21 protein-coding genes are annotated in these 20,213 nt (G+C 31.5%); all 21 read left to right on the forward strand.

Annotated features, from left to right (window positions below):
- The 21 genes from rfbG to E0F91_RS07715 all read left to right on the forward strand — a co-directional run bounded on the left by rfbG (position 1) and on the right by E0F91_RS07715 (position 20,208).
- The gene (rfbG, locus tag E0F91_RS07615; RefSeq protein WP_132065698.1) at positions 1-1,080 is read left to right on the forward strand and encodes a CDP-glucose 4,6-dehydratase; all 1,080 of its coding nucleotides are present in this window, start codon (positions 1-3) and stop codon (positions 1,078-1,080) included.
- A gap of 22 nt (positions 1,081-1,102) precedes the next feature.
- Positions 1,103-2,020: an NAD-dependent epimerase/dehydratase family protein gene (locus E0F91_RS07620; RefSeq protein ID WP_132065699.1), complete on the forward strand. Its 918-nt coding sequence runs from the start codon at positions 1,103-1,105 to the stop codon at positions 2,018-2,020.
- Positions 2,007-2,408, forward strand: a complete 402-nt coding sequence (locus tag E0F91_RS07625; RefSeq protein ID WP_132065700.1) for a polysaccharide biosynthesis C-terminal domain-containing protein — start codon at positions 2,007-2,009, stop codon at positions 2,406-2,408. The genes E0F91_RS07620 and E0F91_RS07625 overlap by 14 nt, the downstream gene beginning before the upstream one ends.
- Positions 2,408-3,901, forward strand: a complete 1,494-nt coding sequence (locus E0F91_RS07630; protein ID WP_132065701.1) for a lipopolysaccharide biosynthesis protein — start codon at positions 2,408-2,410, stop codon at positions 3,899-3,901. Before E0F91_RS07625 ends, E0F91_RS07630 begins: the two co-directional genes overlap by 1 nt.
- The gene (locus tag E0F91_RS07635; RefSeq protein ID WP_132065702.1) at positions 3,888-5,096 is read left to right on the forward strand and encodes a glycosyltransferase; all 1,209 of its coding nucleotides are present in this window, start codon (positions 3,888-3,890) and stop codon (positions 5,094-5,096) included. Before E0F91_RS07630 ends, E0F91_RS07635 begins: the two co-directional genes overlap by 14 nt.
- A complete protein-coding gene (locus tag E0F91_RS07640; RefSeq protein WP_132065703.1) occupies positions 5,063-6,481 on the forward strand; it encodes a hypothetical protein in 1,419 nt (472 codons plus the stop codon). The genes E0F91_RS07635 and E0F91_RS07640 overlap by 34 nt, the downstream gene beginning before the upstream one ends.
- Before the next feature lie 30 nt (positions 6,482-6,511).
- The gene (locus E0F91_RS07645) at positions 6,512-7,348 is read left to right on the forward strand and encodes an alpha-1,2-fucosyltransferase (protein WP_132065704.1); all 837 of its coding nucleotides are present in this window, start codon (positions 6,512-6,514) and stop codon (positions 7,346-7,348) included.
- Positions 7,349-7,447: 99 nt separating this feature from the next.
- Positions 7,448-8,362 (forward strand): ATP-grasp fold amidoligase family protein, encoded by a 915-nt coding sequence (locus E0F91_RS07650; RefSeq protein WP_132065705.1) that lies wholly within the window; start codon positions 7,448-7,450, stop codon positions 8,360-8,362.
- 4 nt (positions 8,363-8,366) lie between these two features.
- On the forward strand, positions 8,367-9,398 hold the full coding sequence (locus tag E0F91_RS07655) for a glycosyltransferase family protein (protein WP_132065706.1): 1,032 nt from the start codon (positions 8,367-8,369) through the stop codon (positions 9,396-9,398).
- A 12-nt stretch (positions 9,399-9,410) separates the two neighbouring features.
- On the forward strand, positions 9,411-10,433 hold the full coding sequence (locus tag E0F91_RS07660) for a glycosyltransferase family 2 protein (RefSeq protein ID WP_132065707.1): 1,023 nt from the start codon (positions 9,411-9,413) through the stop codon (positions 10,431-10,433).
- A 177-nt stretch (positions 10,434-10,610) separates the two neighbouring features.
- Positions 10,611-11,741: a glycosyltransferase family 4 protein gene (locus E0F91_RS07665; protein WP_132065708.1), complete on the forward strand. Its 1,131-nt coding sequence runs from the start codon at positions 10,611-10,613 to the stop codon at positions 11,739-11,741.
- Between the two features lies 1 nt (position 11,742).
- The gene (locus tag E0F91_RS07670) at positions 11,743-12,783 is read left to right on the forward strand and encodes a polysaccharide biosynthesis protein (protein ID WP_132065709.1); all 1,041 of its coding nucleotides are present in this window, start codon (positions 11,743-11,745) and stop codon (positions 12,781-12,783) included.
- Positions 12,784-12,824: 41 nt separating this feature from the next.
- Positions 12,825-13,247, forward strand: coding sequence for a WxcM-like domain-containing protein (locus E0F91_RS07675; protein WP_132065710.1), 423 nt, complete (start codon positions 12,825-12,827; stop codon positions 13,245-13,247).
- A 29-nt stretch (positions 13,248-13,276) separates the two neighbouring features.
- Positions 13,277-14,395, forward strand: a complete 1,119-nt coding sequence (locus E0F91_RS07680; RefSeq protein WP_132065711.1) for a polysaccharide biosynthesis C-terminal domain-containing protein — start codon at positions 13,277-13,279, stop codon at positions 14,393-14,395.
- Between the two features lie 61 nt (positions 14,396-14,456).
- Positions 14,457-14,834: a GxxExxY protein gene (locus E0F91_RS07685; RefSeq protein WP_132065712.1), complete on the forward strand. Its 378-nt coding sequence runs from the start codon at positions 14,457-14,459 to the stop codon at positions 14,832-14,834.
- Between the two features lie 56 nt (positions 14,835-14,890).
- Entirely contained in the window at positions 14,891-16,027 is a 1,137-nt protein-coding gene (wecB, locus tag E0F91_RS07690; protein ID WP_132065713.1) for a non-hydrolyzing UDP-N-acetylglucosamine 2-epimerase, read from the forward strand.
- 4 nt (positions 16,028-16,031) lie between these two features.
- Positions 16,032-17,237: a glycosyltransferase family 4 protein gene (locus E0F91_RS07695; protein WP_132065714.1), complete on the forward strand. Its 1,206-nt coding sequence runs from the start codon at positions 16,032-16,034 to the stop codon at positions 17,235-17,237.
- Positions 17,230-17,838 (forward strand): sugar transferase, encoded by a 609-nt coding sequence (locus tag E0F91_RS07700; RefSeq protein WP_132065715.1) that lies wholly within the window; start codon positions 17,230-17,232, stop codon positions 17,836-17,838. The genes E0F91_RS07695 and E0F91_RS07700 overlap by 8 nt, the downstream gene beginning before the upstream one ends.
- A gap of 4 nt (positions 17,839-17,842) precedes the next feature.
- On the forward strand, positions 17,843-18,490 hold the full coding sequence (locus tag E0F91_RS07705) for an acetyltransferase (protein WP_132065716.1): 648 nt from the start codon (positions 17,843-17,845) through the stop codon (positions 18,488-18,490).
- An 18-nt stretch (positions 18,491-18,508) separates the two neighbouring features.
- Positions 18,509-19,066, forward strand: coding sequence for a sugar transferase (locus E0F91_RS07710; protein WP_132065717.1), 558 nt, complete (start codon positions 18,509-18,511; stop codon positions 19,064-19,066).
- Positions 19,063-20,208, forward strand: coding sequence for a DegT/DnrJ/EryC1/StrS family aminotransferase (locus E0F91_RS07715; RefSeq protein ID WP_132065718.1), 1,146 nt, complete (start codon positions 19,063-19,065; stop codon positions 20,206-20,208). The genes E0F91_RS07710 and E0F91_RS07715 overlap by 4 nt, the downstream gene beginning before the upstream one ends.
- Positions 20,209-20,213 lie beyond the last annotated feature (5 nt).

Genomic DNA, 20,213 nt, shown 5'->3' on the forward strand with positions numbered 1-20,213 from the left:
ATGAATCAAATAGAATTACTTAAAAAAACATATAAGGGAGCTAAAGTTTTCTTAACAGGACATACAGGATTCAAAGGATCATGGCTGACTGTATTGTTAAATGAACTAGGAGCAGAAGTAAAAGGCTATGCCTTAGCACCTGAAGATGAAAAAGACATTTATAATTCAATAGATAAAGCATTATTTGATTCTGTAATAGGTGATTTAAGAGATAGACAAAAATTAGAAGATGAAATTATTAATTTTCAACCTGATTTTATCTTTCATTTAGCAGCACAACCTTTAGTAAGATTGAGTTATAAAATACCAGCTGAAACTTTTGAAGTTAACGTGATTGGAACTGCTAATTTACTAAGTGCTGTACAAAAACTAAATAAAAAATGTCAAGTAATTTGTATTACAACGGATAAGGTTTATCACAATAATGAATGGATTTATCCCTACAGAGAAACCGATAGACTAGGAGGATATGATCCTTATAGTGCCAGTAAAGCAGCTTGTGAAATAGTAATTTCATCCTATAAAAATTCATTTTTTAACTCAAATGAATATCAAAAACACCAAAAATGTATTGCTAGTGTTCGAGCAGGTAATGTAATTGGTGGTGGAGATTGGTCAAAAGACAGATTACTTCCAGACATTGTCAATGCACTTTCTATGAATAAAGATATTGAAGTTAGAAATCCAAATGCAGTAAGACCATGGCAACATGTTTTAGAGCCTTTATTCGGATATTTGTCATTGGGTTCTAAAATGATAGAAGATCCGATCAAATATGCAACGGCTTATAATTTTGGCCCTTCAAATAATGATAATTTATCTGTTAAAGAAATATTAGAAATTGCCATTAATTCCTATGGGAGTGGTTCATATAGTATAAAGGAAGATAAGAGTCAACCTCATGAAGCTGGTCTTTTACGATTAGACATAAGTAAAGTTTCAAATGATTTAAATTGGCAGCCAAGATTTACTGCTCACCAAGCGGTAGATTTAACAATTCAATGGTATAAGAATTTCAATAATGGAGATTCACCTATCGAGTTAATAAAAAGAGATATTAAAAAATTCATCGATTCATAAAGAATTGAAAAATTAAAATAGGATGAAAATAGCAATAATTGGAGGTAAATCTTTTTTAGGAAAACAATTGTTTTTAAGATTATTAAATTCAAATAAAGTTGAATCATTCCATATTTTTGGAAGTAGTATAGAAGATAAATTGTTAGAATACGAATCAGTTACTTTTCACCAATATATATATCCTAAATCTACACTAAACTATAAATTATTATCAACTTTAGATGCAATATATTTTTGTTCTGCTACAGGAGTGCAATCAAATATTGTTGTTACTGAAGAAATAATTTATGGCTTAAACACTTTTGAACCAATTAAAGTTGCAATTGAATTAGAAAAAAATAATTTCAAAGGTAAATTTATAACTTTTGGTTCTTATTTTGAAATTGGTAGTAATACAATTGAAAAGAAATTTTCAGAAAGTGAAGTGGTTTTTTCAAAGGGGAACGTTCCAAATCATTATTGTAATTCTAAAAGAATGCTTTCCAGATTTATTTCTGGACACTTGCATAAGATACAATGGTTTCATTTTATTTTGCCTACAATTTATGGCCCTACAGAAAATCCAATTAGATTAATTCCATATTTAATTAATTCTATTTTAATTAATGAACCCATAAAAGTAACTAGTGGAACGCAACTTAGACAATATATTCATATTGAAGATGTAATAGATTTAATTACTAAAATTTTACATGATATAAGTGAAGGAAATATTTATAATGTTGCACCAAATAATTCTATTAGTATAAAAGAATTAATAGAAACCATATTTGAAACGATGAGTTACAATGATGAGAATGTTTCAATTATAAGCAGAGTTGATGAAAATATGAAATATCTTTCTTTAGATACCACTAAAACCCAAAAGGTTTTTAATTGGGAACCAAAAATTAATTTAATTCAAGGAATAAAAACCTACTTAAAAAATGATAAAAGATAAAATTCAAATAATAAAAAGAAATAAAATTGAAGATAGTCGTGGTTGGTTTTTAAAGGTAATTACCGGAACCGAATCAAATTTGCCAAAGAGTACTGGTGAGGTATATTTAACTTTGGCTAATCCTGGGGAAATGAAAGGAGGTCATTATCATCTACTTGCTAATGAATGGTTTACTCTTATAACAGGTAATTGTCTTTTAAAACTTCAAGATGTTAAAACAAAAGAATATAAAGAGATTGTTTTAAATTCAAATGATCCGGTGACTATCTATGTGCCTTATGGTATTGCACACGCTTTTTTCAATACAAGTAAAGAGGCTGATTTTATATTGTTGGCATATTCAGATCAATTATTTAATCCCGTTGATACCATTAATTTTAGCTTCTGATGTCTAAATATTTAGCCTCCATATATAATTATTTATTTAATTCTATCAATGCAATTGTTATGATTGTAAATGGAATAATAATGGTTCCTATCTATTTTAAGTTTATGTCCGTTTCAACTTATGGGGCTTGGTTGGCAACCGGCAATGTGGTAGCAATGCTAGGCTTGGTTGAATCTGGATTCGCGGGTGTTATTACGCAAAAAATGTCGGTATCGTTAGCCAAAAATGATGATAAGAATTTTTTTCAGTTGGCAAGTGCAAATATTTATGCAGCTTTAATAATGGCGGTAGCTTTATTATTACTGGGATTATCCATTTCCCCTTTTATTGCGGGCTGGATTAATGCAGAAGAATCAGTTAAAAGAGCAATTACTATAGCCTATGTAGTAAGTCTTTCTTCTGCGGCTGTTTCTTTATTAGTTTCCCTGTTGGGCGCATTCCCTCAGGTTTGGCAAAAAACCAAAACGGTAGGGTTAATTGCAACCGGTGTCAATATTCTTGGTGTAGTATCTTTGGTAATTTATTTATATGCAGGTTTTGGGGTGGTTTCTTTGGCTATGGGGTATTTAACTCGATCAGGATTGAATCTGATTGGTCAAGGTGTCTGGGTATTACTGGAATGGAGAAAGCGAGAACTCACAATGCCTGTATTCAATTTTATTGTTACCAAAAATTTAATGAGAGATTGTTTATATCCATTTTTATCCAGAATATCAGGAGTGCTAATGGGTAACTCTCAAAGTTTTATTATTGCAATATTTATTAACCCAACACTTGCTGCTGTTTATGATATTACCAGTAAAATAGCAGCTGTTGCCTGTAACTTTGTAAGTATGGCAAATGGTTCCTTCTTTGCCTTATTTTCTCTCACATTTGCAAGTAAAAACAGGGAGGATGTTAATAAATTGATAAAAAATGTATCAACATTCTTTTTAACCATGTTATTTTCTGTTTTGCTATATGCACTCGTATTTTCGGAATCGATTGTTCATTTTTGGGTGGGACTAGATAAATATGGTGGAAATCTTCTTTTGGGGTTCATTGTTCTCGCACTTTTAATTACGCAACTAAAACAGTATTTTAATAATTTATTATATACTGGTGGGTTAATTAATAAATCAGCTAAATTAGATGTGCTGAGTATGATATTTTTTGTAGGTTTGTTATTGTTAATTATTAAACCTACGCAGATATACGCTATACCTCTCGCGGGTATTATTACCGGAGTCGTATTTATAGGTTTGTATTTGTTAATGTTGAAAAAGGCGTTGTATGTTGATATAAATATAATACTCCGACAATGTCTTAAATTGTTACTAATCACATTGCCGTTTTTCTTGATTCATTTTTTACTGATAATTAATTTATTGAAATTTAATATATTTATTTTATACCTAATCATTTTTACAATCGTCTATTTTATTGTAATTGGATTTGCTAATAAGCAGTTTGTTAAAATATTAATATCAAAATTGAGATATGGAAAAAAATAATAAGATATTGTTTATCCCGGATGCCTATTTAGGAAGCGCTTCAGGCGCCATTGTAACACAAATAGCAAAAAAAATTTTACAGGAAATTGGAAATGAAGTGTCAATTTTTTCAGATGATATAAATGAAGATATTGTAGAAGTAGATGGGACAAGGCTTTATCATAGAATGAAATATAATGGCTTTGCTAACTGGAGAGAAGAAAAGTACATTAAAGAATATGAGCATGTTTTAAAGGATTCTAAAGCAACTATAGTGTTCACAATTGGATCGATAACAAACAAAAATCTATGTTATTTAGAAATAGCAAAACAAAGAGGGTTAAAAGTGATATCTAAAATATTTATGCAGGATTTCTTTTGTGTAAAATACTATGCCAATGATTCAAAAGGGCCTTGTACCAAGTGTTTGGATAATAATTATTTTGAGGCTTACCGAAATAAGTGTACAAAGGAAGAAAAATTTAGTTATATCAAAACGTTTTCCTACATTCAGATTCGTAAACGCCTGGAAAAAATTCTTCCTAAAATTGATTATGTCATTACTTCAACAAATGAACAAATTGGGTTTTATAATAAGTTTGGGATTCCAAAAGAAAAATGTATAAAGACTCCATTGTTTTTCGATAGAGAAAGACTTAAAGAGATTGAACCAACCATGGGTGATTATTTTATTTGTATAGCACAAAACAGACTAGAGAAAGGATTTCATTTTTTGAAAGATATTTTAGCAAATTGTGATTCTTCAATTAAAATTATTGCGGCCTATAATAATAAAGACCAAGCAAAAATTGCTATTGAAAAAAATGGTTTTCAAAAATTTATTGATAAAGGTTTGCTTGTAATTGAATATGATTTAAAATGGGAAAATGGTTTAGCTGAATTGGTTGCAGGTTCTAGAGGGGTAATCATTCCTTCTATTTGGCCCACTACAACTGAATTTGGACTATTAGAAGCTTTGGGATATAGGAAGCCAGTATTTACTTTTGATTTAGGCATTCATCATGAGGTAATATTGAATGGTATAAATGGTTTTGTTTCTTCTTTAGGAGATTTTAAAAATATTGCTGATCAATTGAAAGAAGTGAAAAATAATGATGACTTATATAATTCTGTTTCCAAAAATGCATTTATGCTATTTGAAGAATTAACCAATTGGAAAAATTGGAAAAGCACATTACAAGAAATGGGATTATGATAAATAATGGGCAATTAAGTACCTTAATGAATAGGAAGTTGTCTTATTCTGTTTGGGAATATATACTGCGATTATCTACTGTGGCATTGCTTGCACTAATTAGTTTTGTTTTATTAAGTAACAAAACAAATGCTTTAAACAGTTTTATATGGAGCTCTATTGCGTTTCTTATAATTACTATTTTTTCAACTTTAATTTTATTGAAAAGCCCGAAATGGCTTTGGCTATTTGTATCAGCTTATTTAATAAAACTAACAATAGGGTTGGTGCATTACCTGTATTTTATTGATCCTTTATATTTTGAATCTTCTGGTGGATATAAGGCACTAACCTATGAGTTTGAAAGTGTTTTTGATGGAATTATTACGTTTGCAAATTTAAAATTAGATCATGGCATATTTTATTTTGAAAGTTCAGTTATAGAGGCTTCACATCCGGAAATATTGAGTTTAATAAGTATTCCTTTTATGTTTTTCGGAGACTATGTGTTAACCATATCTCCGATAAATTCTTTCTTTAGTTTATTAATTTCAATCAACATTTTTTTAATTTCAAAATACAAGTATAAATTTAGTGATAAAACGTTAAAATATATTGCTCTTGTAACTGCATTCTTTCCAATAACGCTTTTATCATCACTGCTATGGAGAGATGTTGTAGGCATTTCCTTTATGTCTATAGGTCTTACTTTAATATATTTTGCAAAGAGATCAGTTACACAATATTTGATGCTAATAGTTGCTTGCTATTTATTTTATTTGCACAGATCCATTTATCCAATATTGTTATTATTAGCTTATGTTATTGATATCGTACTTAACCAGAACAATAAAAGAAAAGGAATAGATTTATTATATAGAATATTGACTATTGTTTTTGTAATTGTATTACTTCCTTTAATTATTAATTTAGCCAATACAGAAGCAAACGAATCTATGGCAGGAGGAATATTCAATTTTAATATATTAATTCTTCCGGTCAAAATTTTATTGGGTATAATTGGGCCATTTCCTTGGATAAATTTCCTACTTTATGAATCAATTCCTGCGTATGCATATCAATTACAAGATTATTTTCAAGGTACATTTAATATTGCTTTTGTAATATGTTTTATACTTTTCAGGAAAAAATATTTTAAGAAGGAAAATTTGAATTTGTTAAACCTAATGGGATTATTTTTAATTATCTCAGGTTTGTTTAACTCATTTATGCATATGCCTTATGTGGCTTTTGGTTTTATGTTTTTAACACCTTTGTTATTAACAGAAATAAATTTATCAAAATTTAAGAAAATTTATATTTACTCATTCATTGCATTAGTTTTATTAAATCTTATTATTATTGTGGTTATTGGTAATTTGGGGATTTCATCTTTATGGAAGTAATTATTTAATTTATTAAAACATGTTATTTATATGAAAATAATTGTAAGTGGAGGTTTGGGAAATCAAATGTTTCAATATGCATTATATCTTTCCTTAAAGGAGAAAGGGAAAAATGTAAAATTAGACACCTCTTTATTCAACTTTGCAAAAATGCATAACGGCTATGAATTAGAAAGATGTTTTGGTTTAAATATTCCAAAAGTGAAAGTCACTAACTGGGGAATATTAAAACTTAGAACCATTTTAAAATATAAGTTTAAATCAATTGTTTATAATGATAAATTGAATTACGATGAACAAGTATTTAAATCGAAATGCACCTATTTGAATGGATCTTGGCAGAGTGAGATGTATTTTAAACAAATTGAGAATAGTGTACGTGAGGCATTTGTATTTAAAAATATAGATGTTGAGAATCAAAAAGTAGCTAAAGAAATACATTCAACAAAATCTGTTTCCTTACATATTCGTCAAGGTGATTATCTGGAAAATAGTATTTATGCAGGCGTTTGTACAGAAGAGTATTATTTAAACGCTATCAATAGTTTAATCCATGAAATTGGTAATGAACAGAACACAATGTTCTATGTTTTTTCAGATGATAAAGCATTTGCAAATCAATTTATTAATAAATTAAATTTAAACGCAAGGCTAGTGGATTTTAACAATGGAGTCAATAGTTACAAAGATATGTACTTAATGAGTTTATGTAAACATAATATCATAGCAAATAGTTCCTTTAGTTGGTGGGGGGCTTGGCTTAATAATAATCCCAATAAAATTGTTATTGCTCCCAATCGTTGGTTTGGTAATGGGCATAAAGAAAGCTATAAAGATATTGTTCCTAAATCATGGATAAAGATTTAATAAATATGATAAAACCAACTATTTCATTTTACATTTCACATTAGTAATTAAAAAAAATATATTTTTAAAAAGCTATTTATAGAATACTTAATTAAACTTATGAACAAAATAAAAAGAATCATTAACAATCCATACTGGATACTCTACTATTTTTTATTGGCTACAAAGGTTTCAAGAATTACACCTGATAAGTGGTATTTGAAATTGCAATATCGTTGTTTCTTTAATAAAAAACTTAACTTAAAAAACCCAAAAAGTTTTAATGAAAAACTTCAGTGGTTAAAACTTTATGATAGAAAACCAGAATATATCAAAATGGTTGATAAACATGAAGTAAAACAATATGTCGCAAATATTATTGGAGAAGAATATATTATTCCTACTTTAGGTATTTGGGATAAGTTTGATGATATTGATTTTGATAAATTACCAATGCAATTTGTATTAAAATGTACTCATGATAGTGGTAGTACTATAATTTGTAGTGACAAGTCAAAATTTGACTTTTCTGTTGCAAAACAGAAACTTTCCAACTTTCTAAAAAACAGTCATTACTTACCAAGTAGAGAATGGCCCTATAAAAATATAAAACCTAAAATTATTTGTGAAAAGTATATAGAAGATGTTTCTGGTGCAGAACTTAAAGATTATAAATTCATGAGTTTTAATGGTGAAGTGAAATGTTTATTTGTTTGTCTTAATAGGAGAAAAATTACGGGTTTAAACGTAGACTTTTATGACATGGAGTGGCTTCCTATGCCTTTCGAAAGGCACTATGCAAATAGTGGTACTCTAATTCCTAGACCTAAGTTTTTTGATAAAATGGTTGAATTTTCAGAAAAATTATCGAAAAACATTCCATTTGTAAGAGTAGATTTTTATGAAACTAATGGAAAATTATATTTTGGAGAATTGACTTTTTTCCCTGGCTCAGGCTGGGAAGAATTTACTCCAGAAGAGTGGGATTATAAATTAGGCAGTATGATTAAATTGCCAATGAATAAAGTTTATTAGATAGATGAAGATTTTAATTGTAGGTGATTTTAAGCACGAAATGTACTCCAAAGCACTTTTTAATGCTTTTAAAAGAATTGAAAATGATGTTCATCCATTTATGGTAGATGAGTTTAACTACAAAGGCAATAATAATATTTTTTATTTCTTGGAAAGGTTTCAAAACAGATTTCTAATAGGGCCAAAAATTTGTCAAATAAACAGTGCATTGTTGGAAATGGTTAAAGAGCAAAAACCCGATTTGGTTTTTCTTTATAGAACCGTTGAAGTTAATGCTAAATTGATAAGTAAAATTAAAAGTTTGGGTTGTATAATATTTTCATACAACAACGATGATCCTTTTAGTGGTATTCCATCAAAAGCTTACTGGCGAAATTACTTAAAGACCGCAGCTATTTGTGACCATAATTTTGTTTACAGACAAAAAAACAGAATCGATTTTGAAAAAATTGGAATTGAGAATGTTAGCATATTAAAACCCTATTATATAAAAGAAAATAATTTTCCTATAGTTGGTGATAAGTTAATGGATGTAGTTTTTATTGGTCATTTTGAAAATGATGGCAGAGATAAATATATTAAAGCTCTGATAGATGCGGGTGTAAATATTACGGTTTTTGGTGATGAAATGTGGAAACAAGCGCCTTTATATGAAGAAATAAAGTTTGTTCTGAAAGAGTCTAAACGCGGCGCAGAATATAATATATCTCTAAATGAGGCAAAAATAGCCCTTGTATTTTTATCTAAAATAAATAGCGATACCTATACCAGAAGATGTTTTGAAATTCCGGCAACAAAAACATTAATGCTTAGTGAATATACCAGCGACTTGAACTCCATGTTTGAAGCTGATAAAGAAGCCGTTTATTTTACTTCTAGTGAAGATCTTGTACAAAAATGTAAAAATCTTTTAAATAATCCATCTATAATTAGTGAGATTGGAGATGCTGGATACAATAAGCTTTTGAAAGATGGTCACAGTATTGAAAGTAGAGCTAAAGAGATATTAACGAGATATTCACAAGTAAAAAAATAAATTGATTATAGTATGAGTAATAATTATTTGATTTCAATATGTATTCCAAGTTATAACAGGCCAGAAGAATTGGGAAGACTGTTGGAAAGTATAGACAGTGAAAAGAAGGAGCTAATTCAGATTGTAATCTGTGAAGATAAGTCACCAAAAAGGGACGATATCGGAATTGTAGTGGACAACTACAAAAAACAAACTACTTATGATGTAAAATATCTGGAGAATCTTCAAAATTTAGGATATGATAAAAATTTACGCGAGTTATTTCAACATGCAGATGGAGAATATGTATTGTTTATGGGAGACGACGATATGTTCATTCCAAAGGCACTTGATAACTATATTGTTTTTTTGAATCAACATAAGGATTGTGGTTATATATTGCGTTCATACAGAAATATTTATAAAGATGGTTCTACAGAATATTTCAAATATTATAAAAGTAATACGAAATTTGATGCAGGAGTAAATACCTATATTGAATTGTTTGATAAAAGTGTATTTATTTCTGGATTTTGTATAAAAAGAGAGTATTCGCTGCCTTTTATGACTGATGAATTGGATGGTTCGCTCTTATTTCAATTATATCTGCTAGCTGAAGTGTGTATAAGATATCCGTCTGCATATTGTGAGATTCCGCTAACGCAAGCTGTTGTTGGAAATTCGGTACCAATGTTTGGAAGTAGTGAAGCTGAAAAAGGATTATATACTCCAGGATCAATAACCATTGAAAATTCTATTAATTTTCTAAAAATGTATTTTAAAGTTATTAAATATGTTGATAAAAATAATGGAATTAATTCCTTAGATACTATTCAAAAAAACATGTCTAAATATTCATACCCTTCTATCGCAATTCAATGGGAGAAAGGTAGAAAAGAATATAAAAAATATGTGTGTGAATTACGAAAGATTGGAATGGATAAATCTATTTATTTTGAAATTTATAATATTGGATTGTTGTTGTTTGGGAAAAAAATCTGCGATAATTTAATTAGATTTATCAAGAGAATACTAGGAAGAAGGCCTAAATTATAAAGTATGTTAGAATTAATTAACTATTTATTTTTTTAATTATTGTTAGTTTTAGGGAAGTGTAATAAATAAGCAAGAACACTACCCTACACTAGTTGAGTATTGCTAATTAGGATTTAATATAGTTGAGTAATTCAAATAGAAACTTTAATAAATGAGTTTAAAAGTAAAATTTAATTTATGATATTAGGAATCGACGCAACAAATATTCGGTCTGGTGGTGGATTAACCCATTTAAAGGAAATTTTGTTGAATGCAGAGCCTAAACAATATGATTTTCAAAAAGTAATTGTTTGGTCAAATAATGAAACATTAGCAATGCTGCCAGATTATCCATGGCTACATAAAGAAACTCATAAATGGTTGAATACGTCTTTTTTGTTTTCTTTCTTGTTTCAGATATTGTTATTATCCAAAATTGCCATAGTAGAAAAATGCGATCTTCTTTTTATTCCAGGCAGCACATTTTTGGGGAACTTTCAAAATATTGTTTCGATGAGCCAAAATATGTTGCCTTTTGAAAAAGAAGAGAGCAGCCGTTTTCCAGGTTGGAAATCAAGATTCCGTTTTAAATTACTTTCTTTCACACAAGGAAGAACATTTAAAAAATCTCATGGGGTGATTTTCTTAACAAGATATGCCAAAGATTATATTTCCAATTCTATTGGTCTTAAAAATGATTCGTTAGTTATTCCTCATGGTATTAATTTATCCTTTTTGAATGAGCCAAAAGTTCAAAAAGAAATTAGCGACTTTTCTGTAGAGAATCCTTATAAATTATTATACGTCTCAATTATAACTGTTTATAAGCACCAGTGGAATGTAGCAGAAGCGATTTTAAGATTAAGAAAAGAGGGCTATCCTATCACTTTAGAATTAGTTGGAGGCTATACTTTAGAATCCTTAGTAAGACTGCAAGGAATACTGAAAAATGATACTGAAAGTTGTATAGTATATAATGGTCAAATACCGTATGAAAATTTAGAAAAAATATATAAAAGTGCGGATGGCTTTATTTTTGCATCATCGTGTGAAAACATGCCAATTATTTTAATTGAAGCCATGACATCAGGATTGCCAATTGCCTCGTCAAATATGGGGCCAATGCCGGAGGTTTTAGGCGAAGCCGGATTTTACTTTAATCCTTTAAAAACCAATGAAATTTATTTAGTTATAAAACAAATGATGGATTCTGTTGAATTAAGAGCAAAGAAATCATTAGAATCTTATAATAAATCAATCAATTATACTTGGAAAGATTGCTCAGAAAAAACTTTTGAATATTTATCCAAAACAGCAAAACATTTATAATATGAAAATTCAAAATAAAATACTTCTCATAACTGGAGGAACTGGTTCATTTGGACATGCTGTACTCAATCGCTTCCTACATTCCGACCATTTCAAAGAAATCCGTATTTTTTCTCGTGATGAAAAAAAACAGGATGACATGCGAAACCAGTTGAAAAATGAAAAATTGAAGTTTTATATCGGTGATGTAAGAGACTATGCTGGCGTAGAACGTGCTATGCGCGGTGTTGATTATGTGTTTCATGCTGCGGCATTGAAGCAAGTTCCTTCTTGTGAGTTTTTCCCATTGGAGGCTACCAAAACAAATGTATTTGGGACTCAAAATGTGATTGATGCTGCAGTGGCTAATCAAGTTGCTAAAGTGATTTGCTTAAGTACAGATAAGGCAGCCTATCCTATTAATGCGATGGGGATTTCTAAAGCATTAATGGAAAAGGTAGCAGTTGCGGCATCAAGAAACATTCCTAATAATGATACAACAGTTTGTTTAACGCGCTATGGAAACGTCATGGCCTCAAGAGGATCCGTAATTCCGCTGTTTTTAAATCAAATTAAGTCTGGGCAAACCCTAACTATTACGGATCCGAATATGACGCGTTTTTTAATGTCATTGGATGAGGCGGTAGAGTTGGTTTTATTTGCTTTTGAGCATGGCAATCAAGGAGATTTGTTTGTCAACAAAGCACCTGCAGGAACCATTGGTGATTTAGCGCAAGCCTTGAAAGAATTAAGCAATGCAACTAATGAAATAAAAGTAATTGGAACCCGACATGGTGAAAAGTTATATGAAACATTGTGTACCCGTGAAGAAATGGTCAAGGCTGAAGACATGGGTGATTTTTATAGAATTCCGGCTGACAATCGTGATCTGAATTATGCACAATATTTTTCAGAAGGGGAGCAAGATATTTCATTGATTGAAGATTATCACTCGCACAATACCGAACAATTGGGTGTGGAAGGAATGAAAAAACTGCTTGCGCAATTGCCACTAATCAAAAAAGAAATTTTTGGTGAAGATGTGGCTCAAATGCCAGGCTAGTTTAGTGTTCAGTATGTAATAATCAGTTTTAGTTTTTTATAATGGATATACTTCCGCAACTAATTAAAGGGAATAGTCACACGGACGACAGAGGAACTTTGCAGTTCAACAATGACTTTAATGCATTAGGAATAAAGCGCATGTACACCATTCAGAATAGAGACACTACATTTATTAGGGGATGGCAAGGGCATAAAATTGAGCAGCGTTGGTTTTTGGCGGTGCAAGGTTCTTTTAAAATTACGCTGATTGCTATTGATGATTGGCTAGCTCCTTCTGTTAATTTATTGAAATCTCATTTTCTTTTAGATTCGAAAACCATGGATATTTTGAATGTACCCCCTGGTTATGTATCTAGTATTCAATCAGTAGAGGTAGATTCCAAATTATTGTTGCTATCTGATTATACTTTAGCTGAGATTGAAGATGAATACCGATTTAATATCAATTATTTTACACCATAAAAAGGGATTCTCTTTTATAAAATAAAATTATGCTAAAAATAGGAATTACAGGACAAGCCGGATTCGTTGGCAAACACTTGTTCAATACGTTGGCTCTCTTTCCAGAGGAGTTTGAACGAGTAGATTTTAAAAAACATTTTTTTGACGATGCTGTAACACTGAATAGTTTTGTGTCGCAATGTGATGTGATTGTTCATTTGGCAGCTATGAACCGTCACAATGAACCGCAAGTTATTTACGACACCAATGTAGGTTTAGCTTCAAAGTTGGTCCGTGCCTTGGAAGAAACAAATAGCAAAGCGCATGTTGTATTTTCCTCATCCACGCAAGAAGAACGAGATAATCTTTATGGTAAATCCAAAAAAGAAGCAAGAGGGCAACTAGCAGAATGGGCAAAAAGATCAGGAGGGAAATTTACTGGAATGATTATTCCTAATGTTTTCGGACCTTTTGGGCATCCTAATTACAACTCGGTCATCGCTACTTTTAGTCATAAAATAGCCAGAAATGAAACGCCAACGATTGATGTTGATGGTGACTTAAAGCTTATTTATGTAGGTGAACTGGTAGATCAAATTTTAAAAGAAATTAGATCTGGGGATAGTAAAGAAGAAGTGGTAGTTGCGCATACGGCGGAATCTAAAGTTTCGCAAATTCTATTTTTGTTAGAAAAATACAAAGCAGACTACCAAGACAATGGAATCATTCCCGCTTTAAACAGTACGTTTGAAGTAAATCTATTCAATACGTTTCGTTGTTATATGGATATCGCCAGTCATTTTCCGGTAAAATTCACACAACATACGGATCCAAGAGGTGCGTTTGTAGAAGTGATTCGATTGAATGTAGGCGGACAAGTTTCGTTTTCAACAACGGTGCCTGGTATTACCAGGGGAAATCATTTTCATACCCGAAAAATTGAACGTTTTGCAGTTATTAAAGGAAAAGCATTAATTCAACTAAGACAAATAGGTACTCAAGACACTCATGATTTTTATTTAAATGGTGATGAACCTGCTTATGTAGACATGCCAGTATGGTATACACACAATATTAAAAATGTAGGTGACGAGGAATTATATACTATTTTTTGGATTAATGAGTTTTATGATCCAAATGATCCAGATACGTATTTCGAAAATGTGTAAAAAAAAAATTTTACGCCGATATCGCAGATTTTCGCTGAATATTTAATTGAAATTATGGCTTATGGAAGAAAATGATATTACCTATATAATTAGAGGATGTGTGTTTTTGGTTTTTAGTAAGCTAGGGCCAGGCTTGCTTGAATCAGTCTATGAAGCGGCTTTAGTTCACGAACTTAAAAAGTATGATCTTGAAGTAAAAAGTCAAGTCGTGCTTCCAGTGTTGTATGATGGGATTAATTTAGAAATTGGATTTAGATTGGATATTTTAGTAAACGAAAAAGTTATTATTGAAATAAAATCCGTAGAGGATTTATCTAAATTACATTTTAAACAACTTTTAACTTATTTAAAATTGTCAGGAAAGAAAGTAGGTCTACTAGTGAATTTTAATTGTGAAAATATCACACAAAACATAAAAAGAATTGTAAATGATTTTTAATTAAATCGGAATAAAAATCTGCGGAAATCAGTGAGATCTGCGCGAAAGAAAAAACAATGAAAGACAGATTAAAAGTAATGACAGTGGTCGGAACAAGACCGGAAATTATAAGACTATCTCGAGTAATGGCGGCTTTAGATCATTCAGAAGCCATTGAGCACATTATAGTGCATACGGGTCAAAATTATGATTACGAATTAAACCAAATCTTTTTTGACGATTTGGGGATTCGCAAACCAGACTTTTTCTTGAATGCAGCAGGAGCTACAGCAACAGAAACTGTAGGTCAGATACTTATAAAAATAGATCCATTATTGGAAACTGAAAAACCAGATGCTTTTTTAGTTCTTGGCGATACTAATAGTTGTTTGTGTGCCATTCCAGCCAAAAAACGACACATTCCAATTTTTCATATGGAAGCAGGAAACCGTTGTTTTGACCAACGTGTGCCTGAGGAAACCAATCGTAAGATTGTAGATCATGTATCGGATATTAACTTGACATATAGCGACATAGCTAGAGAATATTTGCTTAGAGAAGGTTTGCCAGCTGACAGAATCATTAAAACTGGATCTCCCATGTTTGAGGTGTTACATCATTATCTGCCTTCAATCCAATCTTCCGATGTTTTAGAAAGACTAGGCTTAGAAGAAGGAAAGTTTTTCGTTGTTTCTTCGCACCGAGAAGAAAATATCAACAGCGACAAAAACTTTCAAGGATTGATGGATAGCTTGAATTTGATTGCTGAAAAATATGATTACCCAATTATTGTAAGCACGCATCCGCGAACACGCAATATGATTGACAAGAAAAATATCGACATGCATAAAAACATTCAATTTTTGAAGCCATTAGGTTTTAACGATTACAATGCATTACAAATGCGATCGTTTGCAGTACTGTCCGATTCTGGAACCATCTCGGAAGAATCCTCGACGCTAAATTTTAGAGCGTTAAACATTAGAGAGGCTCACGAAAGACCAGAAGCAATGGAAGAAGCATCAGTAATGATGGTAGGATTGAATCCAGAGCGTATTATGCAAGGATTGGTGCAGTTACAATATCAAAAAGTAGGTGAAGCACGAAATTTTAGGTCTGTTGCGGATTACTCTATGCCTAATGTATCTGAAAAAATGGTACGAATCATTTTGAGTTATACGGATTATATTAAAAGAACCGTTTGGAGCGAATAATAAAATGAAAATACTTTTTTTGACTATGGTTAAAATTAATTCCTTTTCTGATAGAGGAATTTATACGGATCTTCTTTCTAAATTTTATGAGGAGGGTCACGAAGTTTTTGCTGTATGTCCTGTTGAGCGTAGAGAAAAAAAGAAAAGTTTTGTTAGAATCGAAAATGAAGGTGCTATTCTAAGTGTGCGAACGCTTAACCTTCAAAAAACGAATCTTATAGAAAAAGGTTTGGGTACATTAGCGATCGAGTATCAATTTCTGGCTGCTATAAAAAAGCATTTTTCAGCTATAAAGTTTGATGTTATTATCTATTCCACACCGCCAATTACTTTTTCCAAAGTTATTAGTTTTATAAAGAAAAGAGACAATGCTTATGCCTATTTACTGCTGAAAGATATCTTTCCTCAAAATGCAGTTGATATGAAAATGCTTAAAGAAAATGGCATACTTCATAAAATGTTCATTAAAAAAGAAAAAAAGTTATATGATCTTTCGGATACAATAGGGTGTATGTCCGAAGCAAACAAAAAATATATTCTACAGCATCATTCCGCTATTGATGAGAGAAAAGTAGAAATTAACCCTAATTCTATTCGACCTTTTATTTTCTCTCAGACACTAGCAGAAAAAAAGGATATAAAGTTGAAATACAAGCTTCCATTAGACAAAAAAATCTTTGTTTATGGGGGGAATTTAGGGAAACCGCAAGGAATTGATTTTTTATTAGAAACGATATCTTTGGCTAGTAACAAAAACGTATTTTTTTTAATTGTTGGTTCGGGGACTGAGTATAATCGAATTAAAAATTGGTTTTCAGCAATTAAACCTAAAAATGCCATACTGTTGGCAGGATTACCTAAGCAGGATTATGATTTACTATTAAATGCTTGCGATGTCGGGATGATCTTTTTGCATGCAGCTTTTACAATACCTAATTTTCCATCTCGATTATTGTCGTATTTAGAAATGAAGATGCCAATACTTGCAGCAACAGATGCTAATACTGATATTGGGACTGTCATCGAAGAAAATAAATGCGGTTACTCTGTAATTTCAGGTGACCATGAAATGATGCAAAAAGCAATTGAAAATTTAATTTCAAATGATGAGAATTATCTTGAGATGAAAGAAAATGCATGGAGCTTATTACAAAAAGAGTATAAGGTCGAACGTTCTTACGAATTAATAAAGAATAAAATAAATGTATAAATCATTTTTGAAACTTGTCATAGACTTTTTAGTTTCATTTGTTGCTTTAGTATTACTTTGTCCATTACTTTTGGTGTTAACGTTGTTTTTGACATTAGCTAATCAAGGAAAGCCTTTTTTCTTTCAGTTGCGGCCGGGAAAAAACGGAAAAATATTTAAAATTGTCAAGTTCAAAACCATGAATGACAAGAAAGATGCGCTAGGGAATCTCCTTCCGGATGCGGAACGTTTGACAAAAATTGGTGCATTTGTACGTAAAACATCATTAGATGAAATCCCTCAATTGATAAATGTTATCAAAGGGGATATGAGTTTAATCGGACCAAGACCGCTCTTGGTTCAATACTTGCATTTGTATTCTGATTTTCAAAGGAGACGACACGAGGTAAAGCCAGGAATAACAGGTTGGGCACAAGTGAACGGGCGTAATGCGATTAGTTGGGATAAAAAATTCGAATTGGATGTATGGTATGTAGATCATATTTCTCTATTATTAGATTTTAAAATAATTATGTTTACCATTAAAAAAGTGATTTATAGAGAAGGGATATCTCAAGAAGGGCAAAAGACAATGGAAGCTTTCACAGGAACTAAAAAGTAAAATAATGAAAAATATTGCAATTATTGGTGCGGGTGGTTTTGGTCGAGAAGTGAAAACCATTCTCGATTCTATAAATAAAGTTACTCCGTCCTATTTTTTTGTTGGGTTTTATGATGATGGGTTACAAAAGGGAGAGATTGTAAATGGATTTCCAGTTTTAGGAGGAGTAGAAGATATTAATGAAATCAATGAAGATTGTTCAATCGTTATTGCTATTGGCGACCCAAAAATAAAATTCAGTATTTTTAATAAAATTAGAAATACTAAAATTGATTTTCCAAATATCATTCATCCTAATGTTTTAATATCAGATGATTTTGTAGATATTGGAGTTGGCAATATAATCTGTGCTGGATGTATTATTACCTGTAATATTGTTATTAAAGATTTTGTAATATTAAACTTAATGTGTACTGTTGGTCATGATACTACAATAGCTTCATTTTCTTCATTCATGCCTTCAGTAAATATTTCTGGTGAAGTCTTAATTGAAGAAAGAGTGTATGTTGGAACTGGAGCAAAAATAATTAATCAACTTGAAATAGGACAAAATACAATTGTTGGTGCTGGGGCAGTTGTTTCAAAGTCATTACCAGAAAATTGTACAGCAGTAGGAATTCCTGCAAAACCGATTAAATTTCATGATATTTAGCAATTTAATCTCTTAATTTTGGCTGGAAAACAATTGTTTGATTTTTTATTTTCTTTTTTGCTTTTAATTTTAATTGGCTGGATTATTATTATTTTATGGATTATTGCATCATTAGATACGAAATCAAATGGTCTTTTTTTTCAGAATAGAATTGGAAGATACGGTAAACGGTTTGCTATTTTTAAAATAAAAACGATAAGAAGTAAAACAGGACACATTTCAAAGTTCGGTAGGCTTTTAAGAAAATCTAAATTAGATGAGTTGCCTCAATTGCTTAATGTTTTGAAAGGGGAAATGAGCTTTGTTGGACCTAGGCCAGACATTCCGGGATATTATGATGTTTTAGAGGGTGAGGATAAAAAAATATTGAATCTTAAGCCCGGATTGACAAGCGAAGCCTCTTTAAAATACTTTAATGAAGAGCAAATTTTAAAGGAACAACGAAATCCTTTGGAATATAATGATTCCATATTATTTCCAGATAAAGTAAAAATGAATCTGAACTATTATTATATCCACAGTCTTTATGGAGACATAGAAATTATTTGTAAAACACTATTTAGATATATAAAATGAATAACGAAAAAATATGGCTTTCTTCCCCGCACATGGGAGGAACCGAACGCAACTACGTACAAGACGCTTTTGACACCAATTGGGTAGCGCCATTGGGTCCTAATGTTACAGGATTAGAACAGGATTTAGAGGGCTACTTAGGCCATGAAGCGCATGTAGGAGCGCTGAGTTCTGGAACAGCAGCCATTCATTTGGGCTTAGTTTTACTAGGTGTTCAAGCTGGAGACACGGTATTGTGTCAAAGCATGACTTTTTCGGCTTCAGCCAATCCTATTTTGTATCAAGGAGCCACTCCCGTTTTTATAGACAGCGAAGAAGACACATGGAATTTGTGTCCTGTAGCGCTTGAGAAAGCAATCACTAGTGAAATTGAAAAAGGGAAAAAGCCAAAAGCCATTATAGCAGTGCACCTTTATGGCGTACCGTATAAAATTGAAGCCGTAAGAGCGGTTGCTGATGCACATGGAATTCCTATTCTGGAAGACAGTGCGGAAGCCTTAGGAAGCAGTTTCAAAGGTCAAAAATGCGGTACTTTTGGGGACATTGGCGTATTGTCTTTCAATGGCAATAAAATTATCACTACTTCTGGTGGAGGTGCTATTGTTATACCAACCGCTGCGTTAAAAGAAAAAGCCATTTTTTTTGCCACGCAATCCAGAGATGCAGCACCTCATTATCAGCACAGCGAAATAGGGTACAACTACCGCATGAGTAATATTTGTGCAGGAATTGGCCGAGGCCAAATGGAAGTGTTGGATGCACACGTACAATTGCGTCGGGAGATGCATGATTTTTATGTTGATGTATTCAAAGATATAGCGGCAGTCACTATTTTTACCGTTCCTAACGCCGACTATTTTGCTAATTATTGGCTAAGCGCTATTTTAGTTGCCCCCAATGCAGCGAGAGGAATCGACCGAGAAGCGCTGAGACTGGCTTTGGATCAGGCTAATATTGAATCGCGTCCGTTGTGGAAACCCATGCATTTGCAACCTATTTTTGAGCGCTATCCGTATTATGGAACCACTGTAGCGGAAACTTTGTTTGACAACGGTTTGTGTTTGCCTTCTGGGTCTAATTTAAGTGATAGCGAAAGAGAAAGAATAAAAGAAGCGGTACTGGCTTTCTTCGCGAAACAGTAAGGGGT

The sequence above is a fragment of the Flavobacterium sandaracinum genome (assembly GCF_004349135.1).
Lineage (GTDB): Bacteria > Bacteroidota > Bacteroidia > Flavobacteriales > Flavobacteriaceae > Flavobacterium > Flavobacterium sandaracinum.

What these genes read in the sequence shown, in the direction of transcription:
- rfbG (WP_132065698.1), top strand. Translation starts at nt 1, where the DNA reads ATGAATCAAATAGAATTACTTAAAAAAACATATAAGGGAGCTAAAGTT.
- E0F91_RS07620 (WP_132065699.1), top strand. Translation starts at nt 1,103, where the DNA reads ATGAAAATAGCAATAATTGGAGGTAAATCTTTTTTAGGAAAACAATTG.
- E0F91_RS07625 (WP_132065700.1), top strand. Translation starts at nt 2,007, where the DNA reads ATGATAAAAGATAAAATTCAAATAATAAAAAGAAATAAAATTGAAGAT.
- E0F91_RS07630 (WP_132065701.1), top strand. Translation starts at nt 2,408, where the DNA reads ATGTCTAAATATTTAGCCTCCATATATAATTATTTATTTAATTCTATC.
- E0F91_RS07635 (WP_132065702.1), top strand. Translation starts at nt 3,888, where the DNA reads ATGGAAAAAAATAATAAGATATTGTTTATCCCGGATGCCTATTTAGGA.
- E0F91_RS07645 (WP_132065704.1), top strand. Translation starts at nt 6,512, where the DNA reads ATGAAAATAATTGTAAGTGGAGGTTTGGGAAATCAAATGTTTCAATAT.
- E0F91_RS07650 (WP_132065705.1), top strand. Translation starts at nt 7,448, where the DNA reads ATGAACAAAATAAAAAGAATCATTAACAATCCATACTGGATACTCTAC.
- E0F91_RS07655 (WP_132065706.1), top strand. Translation starts at nt 8,367, where the DNA reads ATGAAGATTTTAATTGTAGGTGATTTTAAGCACGAAATGTACTCCAAA.
- E0F91_RS07660 (WP_132065707.1), top strand. Translation starts at nt 9,411, where the DNA reads ATGAGTAATAATTATTTGATTTCAATATGTATTCCAAGTTATAACAGG.
- E0F91_RS07665 (WP_132065708.1), top strand. Translation starts at nt 10,611, where the DNA reads ATGATATTAGGAATCGACGCAACAAATATTCGGTCTGGTGGTGGATTA.
- E0F91_RS07670 (WP_132065709.1), top strand. Translation starts at nt 11,743, where the DNA reads ATGAAAATTCAAAATAAAATACTTCTCATAACTGGAGGAACTGGTTCA.
- E0F91_RS07675 (WP_132065710.1), top strand. Translation starts at nt 12,825, where the DNA reads ATGGATATACTTCCGCAACTAATTAAAGGGAATAGTCACACGGACGAC.
- E0F91_RS07680 (WP_132065711.1), top strand. Translation starts at nt 13,277, where the DNA reads ATGCTAAAAATAGGAATTACAGGACAAGCCGGATTCGTTGGCAAACAC.
- E0F91_RS07685 (WP_132065712.1), top strand. Translation starts at nt 14,457, where the DNA reads ATGGAAGAAAATGATATTACCTATATAATTAGAGGATGTGTGTTTTTG.
- wecB (WP_132065713.1), top strand. Translation starts at nt 14,891, where the DNA reads ATGAAAGACAGATTAAAAGTAATGACAGTGGTCGGAACAAGACCGGAA.
- E0F91_RS07695 (WP_132065714.1), top strand. Translation starts at nt 16,032, where the DNA reads ATGAAAATACTTTTTTTGACTATGGTTAAAATTAATTCCTTTTCTGAT.
- E0F91_RS07700 (WP_132065715.1), top strand. Translation starts at nt 17,230, where the DNA reads ATGTATAAATCATTTTTGAAACTTGTCATAGACTTTTTAGTTTCATTT.
- E0F91_RS07705 (WP_132065716.1), top strand. Translation starts at nt 17,843, where the DNA reads ATGAAAAATATTGCAATTATTGGTGCGGGTGGTTTTGGTCGAGAAGTG.
- E0F91_RS07715 (WP_132065718.1), top strand. Translation starts at nt 19,063, where the DNA reads ATGAATAACGAAAAAATATGGCTTTCTTCCCCGCACATGGGAGGAACC.